Origin of the sequence: Plastoroseomonas hellenica, from assembly GCF_018129085.1 — a bacterium.
Lineage (GTDB): Bacteria > Pseudomonadota > Alphaproteobacteria > Acetobacterales > Acetobacteraceae > Plastoroseomonas > Plastoroseomonas hellenica.
On sequence record NZ_JAAGBB010000005.1, the window covers coordinates 20,245 to 35,455 of the forward strand.

General features: G+C 70.9%; 12 protein-coding genes. 6 read left to right on the forward strand and 6 right to left on the reverse strand.

Annotation, left to right across the window (positions count from 1 at the left end; all coding sequences use genetic code 11):
- The first annotated feature begins 99 nt into the window (after positions 1–99).
- Positions 100–1,227: a GlxA family transcriptional regulator gene (locus tag GXW71_RS05255; protein ID WP_211851361.1), complete on the forward strand. Its 1,128-nt coding sequence runs from the start codon at positions 100–102 to the stop codon at positions 1,225–1,227.
- A gap of 41 nt (positions 1,228–1,268) precedes the next feature.
- Here the strand turns inward: GXW71_RS05255 and GXW71_RS05260 are convergent, their stop codons facing one another.
- Entirely contained in the window at positions 1,269–2,744 is a 1,476-nt protein-coding gene (locus GXW71_RS05260) for an amidase (RefSeq protein ID WP_211851362.1), read from the reverse strand.
- 255 nt (positions 2,745–2,999) lie between these two features.
- Here GXW71_RS05260 and GXW71_RS05265 point away from each other — a divergent pair, with 255 nt between their 5' ends.
- Positions 3,000–3,614, forward strand: coding sequence for a hypothetical protein (locus tag GXW71_RS05265; protein WP_211851363.1), 615 nt, complete (start codon positions 3,000–3,002; stop codon positions 3,612–3,614).
- 48 nt (positions 3,615–3,662) lie between these two features.
- Here the strand turns inward: GXW71_RS05265 and GXW71_RS05270 are convergent, their stop codons facing one another.
- The 3 genes from GXW71_RS05270 to GXW71_RS05280 form a co-directional block, all read right to left on the reverse strand.
- Positions 3,663–4,592 (reverse strand): AEC family transporter, encoded by a 930-nt coding sequence (locus tag GXW71_RS05270; protein ID WP_211851364.1) that lies wholly within the window; start codon positions 4,590–4,592, stop codon positions 3,663–3,665.
- Complete coding sequence (locus GXW71_RS05275; RefSeq protein WP_211851365.1) at positions 4,589–5,422, reverse strand: aminotransferase class I/II-fold pyridoxal phosphate-dependent enzyme; 834 nt, start codon at positions 5,420–5,422, stop codon at positions 4,589–4,591. Before GXW71_RS05275 ends, GXW71_RS05270 begins: the two co-directional genes overlap by 4 nt.
- 68 nt (positions 5,423–5,490) lie before the next feature.
- Complete coding sequence (locus tag GXW71_RS05280; RefSeq protein ID WP_211851366.1) at positions 5,491–6,387, reverse strand: LysR family transcriptional regulator; 897 nt, start codon at positions 6,385–6,387, stop codon at positions 5,491–5,493.
- Positions 6,388–6,509: 122 nt separating this feature from the next.
- Here GXW71_RS05280 and GXW71_RS05285 point away from each other — a divergent pair, with 122 nt between their 5' ends.
- Positions 6,510–8,807 carry a DUF3604 domain-containing protein gene (locus GXW71_RS05285; RefSeq protein WP_211851367.1) on the forward strand — a complete coding sequence of 766 codons (2,298 nt, stop codon included), beginning with the start codon at positions 6,510–6,512 and terminating at the stop codon, positions 8,805–8,807.
- Positions 8,782–9,771, forward strand: coding sequence for a Bug family tripartite tricarboxylate transporter substrate binding protein (locus GXW71_RS05290; RefSeq protein WP_211851368.1), 990 nt, complete (start codon positions 8,782–8,784; stop codon positions 9,769–9,771). The genes GXW71_RS05285 and GXW71_RS05290 overlap by 26 nt, the downstream gene beginning before the upstream one ends.
- A gap of 10 nt (positions 9,772–9,781) precedes the next feature.
- Here GXW71_RS05290 and solA read toward each other — a convergent pair whose 3' ends face one another.
- A complete protein-coding gene (solA, locus tag GXW71_RS05295) occupies positions 9,782–10,963 on the reverse strand; it encodes an N-methyl-L-tryptophan oxidase (protein WP_211851369.1) in 1,182 nt (393 codons plus the stop codon).
- Between the two features lie 120 nt (positions 10,964–11,083).
- Here solA and GXW71_RS05300 point away from each other — a divergent pair, with 120 nt between their 5' ends.
- Positions 11,084–12,067 (forward strand): NAD-dependent epimerase/dehydratase family protein, encoded by a 984-nt coding sequence (locus GXW71_RS05300; RefSeq protein WP_211851370.1) that lies wholly within the window; start codon positions 11,084–11,086, stop codon positions 12,065–12,067.
- 347 nt (positions 12,068–12,414) lie between these two features.
- Positions 12,415–13,758: a hemolysin family protein gene (locus tag GXW71_RS05305; protein ID WP_211851371.1), complete on the forward strand. Its 1,344-nt coding sequence runs from the start codon at positions 12,415–12,417 to the stop codon at positions 13,756–13,758.
- Positions 13,759–13,924: 166 nt separating this feature from the next.
- Here GXW71_RS05305 and GXW71_RS05310 read toward each other — a convergent pair whose 3' ends face one another.
- On the reverse strand, positions 13,925–15,169 hold the full coding sequence (locus tag GXW71_RS05310; RefSeq protein ID WP_246526306.1) for an MFS transporter: 1,245 nt from the start codon (positions 15,167–15,169) through the stop codon (positions 13,925–13,927).
- Between the last annotated feature and the right edge of the window lie 42 nt (positions 15,170–15,211).

Genomic DNA, 15,211 nt, shown 5'->3' on the forward strand with positions numbered 1-15,211 from the left:
CAGAACCGGGCCATTCGCGCCATGCGGGCCGATGCCGGATGATGGCGCCGCCGCACCACCCCCGGTATCGTCGTGCACCCCACAGGCCAGGAGGCCGGGATGCTGAATCGCGCCACCGTCGCCGGATCGGAACCGCTCCATGTCAGCATCCTCGCGATCCCCGAGGCCGTGGTCTCGACACTGAGCGGCATTTTCGACGTGATGAACGCCTTCGCGATCCTGCCGCCGCCCGGCAACGCGCCGGGCCAGGCGCCGCCCTTCCGGGTGGAGATCGTGGGGCTGCAGCCCGGCCCGCTGCAGCTTGCGAGCGGCGTGCCCACAAGCGTGCATCGGGGTATCGCCTCGCTGGAGGCGACCGACATCGTCATCGTGCCCTCCGTCCTGCTCGGGCCGGATGGGTGGCAGAAGGGACGCCATCCCGAGCTGGTCGAATGGCTTCGCGCGATGCATGGCCGCGGCGCGCTGCTCTGCTCGGCCTGCTCGGGCGTCTTCCTGCTCGCGGAGACCGGGCTCTTCGACGGCATGGATGCGACGGTGCATTTCGGCTACGCGCGCGCCTTCGCGGCCGCCTACCCGGCGGTGCCGATCCATCCGGAGCGGGTGCTCGTTGTCGCCGGAAGGCGAGAGGAGCTGATCACCTCCGGTGCCTCGATGACCTGGCACGACCTGGTGCTCTACCTCATTGCCCGCCACGCCGGCGCGACCGCCGCGCAAGCCATGGCACGCTTCTTCGCGCTGCAATGGCACCAGGACGGGCTCGCGCCCTACATCGTCTTTGAGGGGCGCAGCGATCATGGCGACCGCGCGGTCCAGGCGGCGCAGGACTGGCTGGCCACGCATTTCTCGGTCGCCGATCCCCTGCAGGGCATGCTCCGGCAGACCGGACTCACGGAGCGAACCTTCAAACGCCGGTTCACCGGCGCGACCGGCCTCAGCCCGATCGCCTATGTGCAGCGCCTCCGGGTCGAGGACGCCAAGCGCCGGCTGGAGCGCACGGAAGCCTCGGTCGACGAGATCAGTTGGAAGGTCGGCTATGAGGAGCCCGCCTTCTTCCGCCGTCTGTTCAGGCGTCTGACCGGGTTGGCGCCGGGCGCCTATCGCCGGCGCTTCCGGATCCCCGACTACGCCCGCCCGCGCCAGGAGGCGCAGGAGGATCGTCCGGGCGGGAAGCCGGCGATGACGGCAGGCGTCATGGCGCCCGGGAAGATCCGCGCCGGGCGCACTTGAGCCGCGATCCTCAACCGATCACGCTCTCCAACCGCCGCGCCTCAGCCCGCCGCCACATGCACGCCCGGCACCCGCCCGGCATTCCACTTCCCATCGATCGCGCGCTCGATCTGCGCGGCGAGCTGCAGCAGCAGCCCGTCATTCGCCTGTCGAGCCTGCGCCTGGATGCCGAGCGGCAGCCCGTTCTCCTGCATCGCCAGCGGCAGGGAGATGCCGGGGATGCCGCAGAGATTGGCCAGCGGCGTATAGGCGAAGTTGCGCCAGAGATTGCCGAACCAGTCGAGCACCGAGGGGTTGTCGCTGATCGTCAGGTATTCGGTGGTGCCGATGCGCGGCGTCGGCAGCGCGGTGACCGGCGTCAGGATGATGTCCCAATCCTCGAAGAAATGCCCGAAGGCGCGGGAGGTGGCGTTGAACACCGCCTGCATCCGCGCCCGCTCGGTATAGGAGGTGTCGAGGCCCGCTTCCCAGATCCGGATGTTGATCGGCTCGACGAGGTCGGCGGGCGGCCGCTTCAGGCCGCGCGGCGCCAGCAGGTTGGCGATGGTCTGCGCGAAATTGCTGATGTAGCAGGTGGTCTGCGCGGCGAAGGCGGCGCGGAAATCCACCGCCGGCAGCGCCCATTCCACATGATGGCCGAGCCCTTCCAGGAAGCGGCCGACGCGCTCCAGCTCTCCCACGCGCTCCGCGGTCGCGCGGTAGTCGCCCCATTCATGCGACAGCGCGATGCGCAGCCGGCCGGGGTCGCGCTGGATGAGGTCGGTGCAGGGCTCGGGTGCCGTCCAATAGGGCATGAACTCGCCCGGCGCGCCGCCGCGGCAGGCATCCACGAAGGCGGCGGTGTCGCGCACGCTCCGCGTCAGGCAGCCCTGGATGGAAACGAGCCCCGTCAGGTCCGATGCGGCGGGCGCGATGGAGAAGACCCCGCGCGAGACCTTCAGCCCGATCACGCCATTCACGCCGGCGGGGATGCGGATCGACCCGCCGCCATCCGTCGCATGCGCGATCGGCAGCACGCCGGCGGCCACCATCGCGGCACTGCCGGCCGAGGAGCCGCAGGTGGTGTAATCGAGGTCCCATGGGTTGCGCGTCACATAGACGGCGGGGTTCTCGGCCGAGCTGCAGCAGCCGAATTCCGGCGTTGTGGTGCGGCCCATGATATTGAGCCCGGCGCGCCGGATGCGGCCCGTCAGATAGCTGTCCGCCGCCGCGCGGTTCCCGCGCATCAGCAGCGATCCCATTTCCTGCAGCCGGCCCTTCAGGGTGGGGCCGAGGTCCTTCATCAGATAGGGCACGCCGGCGAAGCGGCCGCCGGGGTCCATCCCGTCTCGCAGCGGGTCCGCGACCACATCCTCGAACACCTCGACGACGGCGCTCACCGCCGGGTTGGTCTTCGCGACGCCGGCGGCGGCCTGCGCCGCGAGCTCGGCCGGCGTCACCTCCCGCCTGCGCACCCGCTCGGCCATCGCCGTCGCGTCGTGCCTGGCCCATTCGTCCCAGCTCATCGCCAATGTCATGTCGCGCCCTGCTTCGGAAATCCCGGCGAAGCCTAGAGCGTGATGACCTGAGACGGAATCGTCGAAAAGTCTGAATCCCGCGTGAGCACTTGCGAACGCGACATTCTCTGGAGCGGATCTCATCCCAGCGGAATCGCACGGCGGACGATTCCGCGCGGGTGCGAGGCTTCACCATCGCGCGAGCCTCCCCCCAAAAGGTGACGTCACGGACCGCCGCAAGTTCTTCCCTGGATCGATACAGAATGGGGACCTAGCGTGGCGGACTACAAGGTGGCGATGATCGCCCGCAACATCGGCAGCCAGGTGAATGGGCAATCCTACAACAAGCAGATCGTCGTGACGGAGAGCGACTCCTTCTTCGACAAGCTGCTGGAGGCGGCGGGGGATAATGCCAGCCGGCCGAGGCGGCTGACGCAACTCGATATCTTCGCCCACTGCGTCGGCGTGGTCGAAGGTCTGGCCAACGTGGCGGCGGACATGGACGAGCTGTTCGCCAAGATCTTCGCGGACGGGAAGATATCGGGGACGGGCTGGAAGGCCTATGGCGCGCTGATCGGCAGCGAGTTCATCACGAGCAAGACAGTCAAGAAGTTCGGTGACCAGTCGGCGATCTTCGCGAGCAATGCAGAGATCAATTTCCGCGTCTGCATGATGGCCCGGGTGAGCGACGACTACACGGGCAAGCACGGCACCTATACCGGGAACGGCATCAAGCTGTGCCAGGCGATCGCGGTCATGAGCGGTGCCTATGTCCGCGCCTCCGCGAGCCCGCAGGGCTATGTCGAGGAACAGAATGGCGCGGTGCGCTTCGTGGACTGGAGCCCGCCCGTCTTCCAGTTCAGCCCCGACGGCGGCTATTGGCCCGAATAGGGCAGGCGCCCGGCCCGGCTGGATGGCGCACCAGGATTTCCTCGGTCGTCACGGCGCCACCATCACCGTCAGGGTGAGGAGCACGAGCGGGATCGCGGCCATCGCCAGCACGGTCTGGGCGGCGGCGATGCCCGCCATCAGCGGCGCGTCACCGCCGAGCTGCCGCGCCATGATGTAGGCGGAGGACGCCGTCGGCATCGCCTGGAACAGCAGCGCCGTCACCAGCGCCGGCCCACGCAACCCGAAGGCCAGCGCGGCCAGCAGCGTCGCCGCCGGCATCAGCAGGAACTTCGCGGCGGAGGCGCCCGCGACCGGCCCGACCCAGCGCCGCGCGGTGCCGAAGTCGAGCGCCGCGCCGACGCAGAGCAGGCCGAGCGGCAGCGACGCCGCGCCCAATGCCCGCAGCGCCGGCTCCGGCCCCGGCGGCAGGCCGAGGCCCGTCCCCTGCAGCAGCATGCCGCCAAGGCAGGCGAGCACCAGCGGGTTGGCCGCGATCTGACGCAGGATGCCGCGCGCGCTCAGCCGTGCGCTGCCGTAGCGCGCGAAGACCAGCACGCAGAGCACATTGACCGTCGGCACGATGGCGGCGTTGCAGATCGCCGCCAGCGCGACCCCCTGCGCGCCGAACAGCCCCGCCGCGATGGTGATGCCGACATAGTTGTTGAACCGCACGCTGCCCTGGAAGACCGAGGTGAAGCCGGCGCCGTCGATCGGCATGAACCGCCGCGCCGCCGTCAGCAGCGCCGAGACCGTGAGGGTCGAGAGGATCAGCACCGCCGCCAGCACCCCGACCGGCAGCGACTGCAGATGCGCGGTCGCGAGCCCGTGCAGGAACAGGGTGGGCAGCAGCAGGAAATAGCCGAGCCGCTCCGCCTGCGGCCAGAAGCCTCCCGCCAGAAACGCTCTGCGCCGCAGCCAATGCCCGAGCGCGATCAGCAGGATGACCGGCAGCAGGGCGAGAAGGACGGTGCCGGTCACCGGCGCCGCGCCAGCGCAGCGACGATGCGCCGGCAGCCCTCGCGCAGCACTTTCGTCTCCGTCGCGAAGGACAGGCGCAGATGCCCCGGCGCGCCGAAGCCCCAGCCCACGCGCCAGCCGGTCATCGCATAGGCCTTGGAGACGCCGTCGACCAGGAGGATGCGGTCGCGGAGCTCGCGCGCCGCCGCGGCAATGCTCGCGAAGGGGCCGGGCCGGTAGCGGATATGGGCGTAGATCTCGTCGGAGAGAATCAGCACGCCGGGATGCGCCCGCAGCACCGCGGCGAGGGCCGCCAGCTCCTGTTCCGCGTAGAGCGCGCCGGAGGGATTTCCCGGCGCGTTCAGCACCACCCAGCGGGAGCGGGGTGTCATGGCCGCCGCCAGGGCGGCGGGCGAGAGGCGGAACCCGTCCTCGGCCGGGCAGGGCGGGATCACCGGCACGCCGCCGCAGAGCCGCACCATCTCCGGGTAGCTCGCACAGTAGGGCGCGGGGATGACCACCTCGTCCCCCGGCCGGATCGTCGCCAGGAAGGCGTTGAAGATGACCTGCTTGGCGCCGCAGCCGATCGCGACCTCATCATCGCCGTAGCCGAGGCCGCGATCGCGCATCAGCGCCCGCCGCGCGGCGGCGCGGAGCGCCGGGATGCCGTTGGCGGGCGTGTAGCCGAGCGGCTGCCCCGCCGCCGCCCGCGCAGCCTCGGCGACATGGGCGGGCGGGGCGAAGTCGGGCTCGCCCAGCGTCAGGTCCACGATGTCGCGGCCCTTCGCACGCAGCGCCGCGGCGCGGCGGGCCATGGCGAGGATCGGGGAGGGCGCGATGGAGGAGGACATGGGAGGGAGGATCCGGCGACAGGAAGATGGCCGGGACGCTAGGGCGGGCAGTGCCTGAGGAATAATTCTTAATTGTCGACCTTCTCTTGAGTTTCTTTCATGATTCGCTGCACCGCCTCGCCGATCGCTTCCGCCACGCGCTGCGCCGGCCGGTCCCGCCGTTCCAGCAGCACGATGCGGCGGCGGAGCTGCGGCTCGCCGAAGGGCAGGCGCAGCAGCGGGGGCAGCTCCGCCAGGGCGTCCTCCGCGAGCGGGGCGATGGCGACGCCGAGGCCGCTCGCGACCATGCGGACGATCGCATCCTGGCTGTCGAGCGCCATGCCCTCCCGCGCCTCCAGCCCCAGCCGGCGCAGCTCGCGCGCGATCATCCGCCCGGCCCAGGCGCGCGCGTCGAACTGGATGAAGGGCAGGTCGCGCAGCAGCTCCGCCAGGCTGCGTCCTTCCTGCCCGGGCGGCGCCAGCGTCCAGAAGCGGTCCTCGTAGAGTGGGGCCCAGGCCAGGTCGGGAGGATGCGGGCGCACCGGCTCGGTCACGATGGCCGCGTCCAGCTCGCCGGCCGCGACATGCCGCGCGAGCTCCGCCGACATGCCGGACGCGACATGCACGCGCAGCCGCGGATGCGCGCGGCGGAGCGTTGCCAGCGCATCGGGCAGCGGCCCGGCCAGCGCGGTCTGGATCGCACCCAGGCGGAAGCGCCCGGTGAGCGCGCGCTCCGCGCTCAGCGCCGCCGGGATGCGGTCATGCAGCGCCACCAGCTCCTCCGCGCGGGCGAGCAGGACCTGGCCGGCCTCGGTCAGCACCGGCTGCCGGCGCGAGCGGTCGAAGAGCCGCACGCCGAACTCCTCCTCCAGCCCTTTCACATGCAGGCTGACCGCCGACTGGGTCAGCCCCACCGCCTCCCCAGCGCGCGCGAAGGTGCCATGCCGCGCGATGGCGATGAGGGTGCGGAAGGCGCGGAGCGACATGGCGCGATGGTAGGGCCCGGCGCCCGCGAGTCCACACGGCCGGGTAGCGCCTAGCTGAATTGTGCTGGTCAGCCAGTATTCCAGATGATACTCCCCGCTGGACAGGGTTCTGGCGGGGCAGCATGGGCGCGACGCACCGGGTCGGGTTGACGGACTACATGCGCGGCGAGATCGGCACCGCCCGGCTCGACCGGACCGGCCGCTTCACCGCCGGCGCCTTCGCGACGTTCCGCCTGACCTACACCGCCGGCCGCTTCGGCATCGACGACACCGGCGGCATCCAGGTGACCTTCCGCTTCGCCTCCGACATGGGGACGCCGCAATTCGCCGATCCCAAGGCCGCGCACTACGTCACCGCCAGCGCGTCGAACGGCGCCATCCTCGCGCTCAGCTTCGACGTGAAGGGCCACCTCCGCCCCTGGGACAAGGCGCTCCGGGTCAAGGTGGTGCGCGGCTTCCTGCGCGAAGGCGACACCATCACCCTGGTCTTCGGCGACACCAGCGGCGGCTCCCCCGGCATCCGGCTGCAGACCTTCGCCGAGGACGGCTTCCAGTTCCGCACCCTCTGCGATCCCTTCGCCACGCTCAACTGGTGCGAAGTGCCGGAGCAGCCGGTGATCGACATCGTCGCCGGCCCGCCCGCCACCTGGCACGCGGTGCTGCCGACCCTCATCGCGCCCGGCCAGGATCTGGCGCTCGGCCTCCGCGCCGACGACGCCTGGGGCAACCCGACGGCGCTGGTCGACGGCACGCTGCGTCTCGCGGCCACGGGTCCGCTCGCGGGTCTGCCGGCGGAGATCCGCTTCGCACCCGGCGCGCGCAGCCACCGCATCGCGGGCCTCCGCGCCACCGCGCCGGGGGAGATCGCGGTCACGCTCAGCGACGCCGGCGGCAATCTCCTCTGTGCCTCCAACCCGCTCCGCGTCACGGCGGAGGTACCGCTGCGCCATGTCTGGGCCGACCTGCACGGCCAGTCGGGCGAGACCATCGGCACCAACCCGCTGCGCGGCTTCGCCGCATTCGCGCGCGACTGCGCCTTCCTCGATGCCATGTGCCACCAGGGGAACGACTTCCAGATCACGCCGGAATTCTGGGCCGAGCTCAACGCCGTCTCCGCGGAATTCGACCAGCCCGGCCGCTTCGTCTTCATCCCCGGTTATGAATGGAGCGGCAACACCGCGCTCGGCGGCGACCGCAACGTGCTGTTCCTGCGCGAAGGCGAGGCGATCCACCGCAGCAGCCACGCGTTGGTGGGCGACCTCGCCGATGCGGACCAGGACGCCTTCACCGTGGATGCGCTGTTCGACAGGCTGCGCGGCCGCGATGCGTTGGTGATGGCCCATGTCGGTGGCCGCTACGCCGATATCGCCGGCCGCGGCCATGACCGGCTGCTGCAGCGCCAGGTCGAGGTGCATTCCGACTGGGGCACCTTCGAATGGCTGGCCGAGGATGCCTTTCGCGCCGGCTACCGCGTCGGCATCGTCGCCAATTCCGACGGCCATAAGGGCCGCCATGGCGCCAGCCACCCCGGCGCCTCGCTGTTCGGCGCCTATGGCGGGCTCACCTGCCTGATGGCGCCGGCGCTGACGCGCGACGCGGTGTTCCAGGCGCTCCGCCGCCGCAGGCATTACTGCACCACCGGCACGCGCCTCTTCCTCGACGCACGCGTCGACCTGGCGGAGGCGGCCGCGCTCCATGAGGATGATCCGGCGGCCGGCGGCAGGCCGGTCGGCCGCGTGCGCCAGGCGCTGATGGGCGACATCCTCGCCGGCGCGCCGCAGGAGGTGGAGTTCGCGCTGGAGGTCAGCGCCGGCACGCCGATCGAGCGCATCGAGATCCGCGACGGCCTGCGCGTGCTGGAGACCTGGCGCCCCTATGCGGCGCAGGACCTCGGCCGCCGCATCCGCTTCCTCTGGGAAGGTGCCGAATATCGCGGCCGCGGCCGCCAGTGCTTCTGGGATGGCGGCGCGGAGCTCGTCGGCAACCGCTTCGCCGCGATGCGCCCGATCAACCGTTGGAACCTCGACAAGCGCTGCGATCTGGTGGGCGATGCCGCCATCGCCTGGACCGCCGTCACCACCGGTGGCTTCGGCGGCTTCGAGGCGATGCTGGAAGATGCCGCCGCCGGCACGCTGCGCTTCACGACACCGCATGTCGGCGGCGAGGTGGCACTCGCCGAGCTCGGCCTCGACGACAGGATCTTCGATGCCGGCGGCCTCGGCCGCCGCATCCGGCTCTACCGCCTGCCCGATGCCAATCCGCATCGCCAGGCCAAGCTGACCCGCCGCATCCGGCGGGACGGCAAAGGGGATACCGCCCTCTGGGCCAAGGTGATCCTCGAGGATGGCCATGTTGCATGGAGCTCTCCCATCTACCTGATCCCTGGAGATCCCGATGCAGCCCCCGCTCTTCCGCCGTGAGCTTCTCGCCGGCTTCGGCGCGGCCGCGCTGACCGGTACGGCCACGCCGGCATCCGCGCAACCTGCCGCCTGGCCCGACCGGATGGTGACGCTCTTCGTGCCGCTCGCCGCCGGATCGACCGCCGATATCATGGCCCGCATCGTGGCGCCGGAGATCGCGGCGCGGATCGGCCAGACGCTGGTCATCGACAACCGCCCGGCCGCCGGCGGCACCGTGGTGCTGGCCCAGGTGGCGCGCAGCACCGACCTCGCCTCCGCGGTGCTCATCACCATGAGCACCCAGGCGATCAGCCCCTTCCTGTATGGGAACCCCGGCTATGATCCGGTGGCGGACTTCACGCCGGTCGCGCCGGCGGTCAATGTCGCCAATGCGCTGATCGTCAACCCGCAGGGGCCGCACACCAGCCTCGCCGCGCTGATCGACGCGGCGCGGCGGAACCCGGGGTGGATCACCTATTCCTCCGGCGGCAGCGGCACCACGCACCACCTCTCCGGCGCGCTGCTGGCGGCGGCGGAGCGGCTGGAGCTGGTGCATGTCCCCTATCGCGGCGCGCCCCAGGGCGTGAATGCGGTGGCGGCCGGCGAGGTCGATTTCGGCTACTTCAACCTGCCTTCAGTGATCGAGATGATCCAGGCCGGCCGGCTGCGCGGTCTCGCCGTGACCTCGCCGGAGCGCTCGCCCTTCCTGCCGGAATTGCCGACCCAGGACGAACTCGGGCTGCAGGGCTGCCAGATGGTGTTCTGGATGGGCTTCGGCCTGCCGGCACGCATCCCGGCGGCCGGCGTCGAGCGCTTCGCCGCCGCGGTGAACGCGGCGCTGGCGCTGCCCGAGGTGCAGGAGCGGCTGCGGCGCGCGGGGTTCGAGTTGGCGCCGAGCATCACGCGGCCGCAATTCGCAGCCATGATCGCCTCCGACATCGCCCGCCTCGGCCCGGTCGCGCGCGCCGTCGCGCGGGTGGATTGAAGGCGCCGCGTCAGCTCACGAGCCGGCCGAAGCGGAACGGCCCGAGATCGATGTCGCTGCGGCCGTCGGTGACGAGCTGGGCCACCGCTTCCCCAATGCCGGCCGAATGCTTGAAGCCGTGACCGGAGCAGGGCGAGACCAGCACGACCCGGTCGTTCTCCGGGTCACGGTCGATGACGAAGCCCGAATCCGGCGTCACCGTGTAGAGGCAGGCTGCGGCGCGCGCCGGGCCCGGCCGCGCGCCGCTGAGGCGCCCGGCGATATGGGCTTCGTACATCGCGGCGCTCTCCTGCGGGGAGACGCTGCGGTCGGCCGTGTCGGGGTCGCAGGCCTCGGCATATTGCTCGGTCGCGACCTTGACCGCGCCGGCGCCGGGGAGCGCCGGGAAGCCGTAGAAATAATCGTCCGGCTGCGCGCCATGCATCCAGATGTAGGCGGGGCAACTCCCCGGACGGAACAGCGCCTCGTCCTCGACGGGAAACCAGTGCAGCACCTGCCGGCGGGGCACCAGGACGCCGTCGAAGGGCGGTCCGAGCAGCTTGCCCGCCCAGGCGCCGGCGGCGACGACGACCTGGTCGGCCAGCACCGGGCCGGCATCGGTCTCCACCAGCATTGCCCGGCCCATGCGGCGCACGGCCTGCACCGTGCACCCGGTGCGGATGGTGGCGCCGAGCGCGGCGGCGCGGCGGAGCTGGGCGGCGATGCAGCGCTCCGGGTGCACGAAGCCGCCGCCCGGCTCGAGATAGGCTTCCTCGTCGCCGGCCACGCGGAAGGCCGGGAAGCGGGCGGCGACCTGCGCGCCGTCCAGCAGTTCATGTGCGATGCCATGCCGCTGCGCGACGCCGATCGTGCGGCCCAGGAAATCCGTCTTGCCGTGATGCCCGGTGCGGACGCCGCGCGGCGCCATCATCAGCAGCCCGCAGGCATCGAGCAGCGTCTCGCCGGTCTCCGCCTCCAGCGCGCGCCAGATCGCGTGGGAGCGCAGCACGAAGGGCACGTAGCTGTCGCCTTCGCCGACCGCGCAGCGGGTGATGCGGGTCTCGCCATGGCTCGACCCCTGATCGTGCGGCGGCGCGAAGCGATCGATGCCGAGCACCGAGGCACCGCGAAGGGCGAGCTGGTAGAGCGTCGCCGCCCCCATGGCGCCCAGCCCGATGACGGCCACATCCGTCCGGGCAGGTTCCGTTCCCATCGGCATCATCCTTTGGCCAAGAGCATGGCGTCATTTGGAGCACGTCTTCGCGGTCCCGGACCAGACGCCGCGCGACAGGCTGATTTGGCGGGTGCTGCGGCCCACGGTAAAGCACGCGCCATGCGCATCCTCCTGACCGGTTCCTCCGGCTGGCTCGGCCGCTTCCTGGCACCCCGGCTCCGCCGCGACGGGCATGCCGTCATCGGCCTCGACATCGCGCCTGGGGCGGATACGCAGGTGATCGGCTCGGTCGCCGATCGCGCGCTGGTCGACCGTGTCTTCGCCGAGCACGGGGTGGAGGCGGTGATCCATGCCGGCGCGCTGCACAAGCCGGACATCGCGCGCTTCGCCGCGCAGGCGTTCATCGACGTCAACGTGACCGGCACGCTGAACCTGCTGCAGGCCGCGTCCCGTGCCGGGCATGACCGCTTCGTCTTCACCTCGACCACCTCGCTGATGATCTCGGAGGCGATCCGGGCGGAGGCCGGCAGCGCCGCGATCTGGCTCGACGAGGGCACGGGACCGCTGGCGCCGCGCAACATCTACGGCGTCACCAAGCTCGCGGCCGAAGGGCTCTGCCGGCTGCACCACCTGGAGCACGGGTTGAACTGCGTCGTGCTGCGCACCGCCCGCTTCTTCCCGGAGGAGGACGACACGCTCCGCGATTGGAGCGGCCCCAATCTCAAGGCGAACGAGTTCCTGCATCGCCGCCTGACCGTGGAGGATGCGGCGGAGGCCCATGTGGCGGCGCTCGACCGCGCTCCCGTGCTCGGCTTCGGGGAATTCGTCATCTCGGCGCCGACACCCTTCGCGCGCACCGATGCCGAGGCACTGAAGCGCGACGCGGCCGCGGTGATCCGGCGCCTGTTCCCGGATGCGGCGGCGCTCTATGCCGACCGCGGCTGGCGCCTGCCGGCCAGCATCGGCCGCGTCTACGACGCGCGCCGCAGCGAGACCCTGCTCGGCTTCCGCTGCCGCACGGATTTCGCCGCGGTGCTGGATGCGCTGCGCACCGACACTCCGCTGCCCTTCGCGCATGATCCGGGCTACGTGGCGCCGAAGGACCTGGTTCAGAGCAAATCCCGATCCGGTGGACCAAGCTAATCGGGTGAAATGCGCCGGCGGCCGCACGAACCGCTCAGCGCGGGATCAGACCGGCGGCGATCCGGTCCGTCGCGCGGTCGCTCGCGGCGCGGCCCTCGGCGACTCTTGCGCGGTCCCCGGCGCTCCGGTTCTGGCTCATCTTGCGTTTGCCTCGATGCGCGCGATCGGCAGCCGCAGCCCGACAATGCCGCGGAGCTGGTCCGCACAGAATGTCCAGTTCGGAGCGAAACGTCTGGTCCAGCCAGGGCGAGCCTTCCGGCGCCCCGGTCCCTGGGCTTGCGCCGGGCGCGTGCTATGGGTGACCCCACCCACAACCCGTGGCGGCGCTGGCCGCCCGAGAGGAGGCAATGCCTGGTTCCGATGGCAGTGGTATCGTCGATCTGATCGGCGTACTGACCGTGCTCGTGCTCGTCGCCGCGAATGGCTTCTTCGTCGCGGCCGAATTCTCCCTTGTCGCCATCCGCCGCAGCCGGGTCACCGAACTCGTCGCTGACGGGCGGACGAATGCTGTCGCGCTGCAACGCGCCGTCGACAACCTCGACGCCAATCTCGCGGCGACCCAGCTCGGCATCACCATCTCCTCGCTCGCCCTCGGATGGGTGGGCGAGCCCGCGCTCGCCCACTTGATCCAGCCGCTGCTGAGCGCCCTGCCGGGATCGCTCGCGACCGCCGGGGCGCACGCGATCGCGGTCGCGATTTCCTTCATCATCATCACCGCGCTGCACATCGTGCTCGGCGAGCTGGCGCCGAAGAGCCTGGCACTGCAGCGGAGCGAGGGCACGGCGCTGCGGATCGTGCGGCCGCTCGGGGTCTTCCTGTTCCTGCTCCGGCCGGCGATCCTGGCGCTCAACGGCCTCGGCAACCTCGTGCTGCGGCTCTGCGGCCTGCGCCCGGGAACCGGGGAGGGATCGCTGCATTCGCCGGAGGAGCTGAAGCTGCTGGTGGCGCAGAGCCAGGAGGCCGGGCTGCTGCAACAGGTGCAGCAGGAGGTCGTCGAGCGCGTCTTCAGCATCGGCGTCCGCCCGATCGCCGACATCATGACGCCGCGCCGCGATGTCGACTGGATCGATGCCGACGATCCGCCGGACGTCATCCTGCGCACCATCCGCGAAAGCCGGCACGACCAGCTCCTGGTCGGCCGTGGCGATATCGACGAGCCGCTCGGCATGATCCTGAAGCAGGATCTTCTCGACCAGGTCCTGGACGGCAAGCCGCTCGATCCCATGGCCGCGCTGCGCGAGCCGGTGACGGTGCATGAGGCGACGCCGATCTTCCGCGTGCTCGATCAGTTCAAGAAGTCCCCGGTCCGGCTCGCGATCGTGATCGACGAATATGGCAGCCTCGACGGTATCGTCACCCAGACCGACCTGCTCGAAGCCATCGCCGGCGACCTGCCGGATGCGGAAGGGGAGGAGCCGGACATCGTCGAGCGCGAGGACGGATCCCTGCTGATCGATGGCGGGATGTCCGCGCATGACGCCTTCAACCGGCTGGGGTTCCGGACGCGGCCGGCGGAGGGCGATTTCCACACCATCGCCGGCTTCGCGCTGTTCCAGCTCGGGCATCTGCCCGTGGCCGGCGAGCATTTCGACTTCGAAGGCTGGCGCTTCGAGATCATCGACATGGACGGAAGGCGGATCGACAAGCTGCTGGCGCGGCGGCAGCCCGCGGCGCTGCCAGACTCGGACTGACTTTAGGAGCCTGTCTGAGAACGGCAGCGGGTCGGTCTGCCGGGTCTTTTCCGCCCCTGGCGCACCGGCCTCCTCGCCGATGCAACCAGCATCGGCTGCGTCACCCGGCACACCAGGGACGAAAAATCCGCGGGCAGCCCTCCACGCACCTTTCTCAGACAGGCTCCTAACCGCGCCGCAGCTCCTCCGGCGGCCGGACGGCGCCGAATTGCCGGAGCAGCGCGAGGTCATAAGCGATCTTGAGCAGGCCCGCGCAGATCAGCGGCCATCCAAAGGCGCTCGCGGCCAGCATCCAGCCCGCGAGCGCCGGCGAGAGCGAGGCCGCCAGGCTGCGCGGCACCGCGGTGACGCTGGCCGCCGCCGGCCGCTCCGCGGGCTCGACCACCGCCATCACGTAGGAGGAGCGGGTCGGGACGTCCATCTGCGACAGCAGGCTGCGGAGCACGAGCAGCGCCACTGCGAGGGGGAGCGTCGGCGCGAAGGCGGCGAGGATCAGGAAGACGCTGGAGGGCAGGTGGGTGAACACCATGGTGTTGACCAGCCCGAAACGGGCCGCCAGCCGCACCGCGGCGAAGTAGGACAGCGCGGAACATACCCCGGTCGCGAAGAAGATCGCGCCGGTGGTCGCGACGGAGAGGCCGAAGCGCTCGAACAGCCAGAGTGCGAGCAGCGTGTTGACGATGAAGCCGCCGCCGAAGGCATCGACGGAGAACAGCGCGGCGAGGCCATAGACCCGCCGACGCGAGGGCCCGAGTGCTGCGGACGGCGGTGCTTCGCCTGTCCGCAGCTCCGGCAGGCCGGCATAGAGGATCAGGGTCGCCAGCCCGATGCCGCCATAGAGCAGGAACAGCGCGCTTCCGACATCGATGCCGGGGAGCTGCGCCTGCAGCCACTCGAAGGCACCGATCGCCAATGCGCCGAGCGCCGCGCCGGCGGAACCGATGAAGCTGTAGCGGGCGAAGGCCGCAGTGCGCGCCGAATCCGCGACGGAATGCGCGATGACGCTATGTTCCATGGGCAGGAACACGCTCACGTCGCCGCCCGAGGGATTGATGGTGCCCACGAAGGCGACGATCAGCAGCGGCCAGAAATCCTGGATGGTGCCGAAGCCGAGTCCGGTCGCCGCCATGAGCAGCGCGGCGGCGAGCAGCCCCGTGCGCAGACGCAGGCGCAGGCGATGCGCGAGGATGCCGAAGGCGAGCGTCAGCAGCGCCGAGCCCAGCAGGGTGCTGGTGACGATCAGGCCGATATCCGCCGGTCCATGGCCGAGCCGGCCGAGATGCACCGGCAGCAGGATCGCGACATAGCCGTCGCCGAAGGCCCTGAGGCCGCGCGCGGTGAGGACGCGGCCGGGCATCCCGCCCGACGCATCCGGCACCGCCGAGGGGGAAGCATCCGCGGAGCCTGCCAATCCGGACCTCCTCATCGCCTTTCCTTGCCCCTCCTGGGCCGC

What these genes read in the sequence shown, in the direction of transcription:
- GXW71_RS05255 (WP_211851361.1), top strand. Translation starts at nt 100, where the DNA reads ATGCTGAATCGCGCCACCGTCGCCGGATCGGAACCGCTCCATGTCAGC.
- GXW71_RS05260 (WP_211851362.1), bottom strand. Translation starts at nt 2,744, where the DNA reads ATGACATTGGCGATGAGCTGGGACGAATGGGCCAGGCACGACGCGACG.
- GXW71_RS05275 (WP_211851365.1), bottom strand. Translation starts at nt 5,422, where the DNA reads ATGTCCTCCTCCATCGCGCCCTCCCCGATCCTCGCCATGGCCCGCCGC.
- GXW71_RS05280 (WP_211851366.1), bottom strand. Translation starts at nt 6,387, where the DNA reads ATGTCGCTCCGCGCCTTCCGCACCCTCATCGCCATCGCGCGGCATGGC.
- GXW71_RS05285 (WP_211851367.1), top strand. Translation starts at nt 6,510, where the DNA reads ATGGGCGCGACGCACCGGGTCGGGTTGACGGACTACATGCGCGGCGAG.
- GXW71_RS05290 (WP_211851368.1), top strand. Translation starts at nt 8,782, where the DNA reads ATGCAGCCCCCGCTCTTCCGCCGTGAGCTTCTCGCCGGCTTCGGCGCG.
- solA (WP_211851369.1), bottom strand. Translation starts at nt 10,963, where the DNA reads ATGGGAACGGAACCTGCCCGGACGGATGTGGCCGTCATCGGGCTGGGC.
- GXW71_RS05300 (WP_211851370.1), top strand. Translation starts at nt 11,084, where the DNA reads ATGCGCATCCTCCTGACCGGTTCCTCCGGCTGGCTCGGCCGCTTCCTG.
- GXW71_RS05305 (WP_211851371.1), top strand. Translation starts at nt 12,415, where the DNA reads ATGCCTGGTTCCGATGGCAGTGGTATCGTCGATCTGATCGGCGTACTG.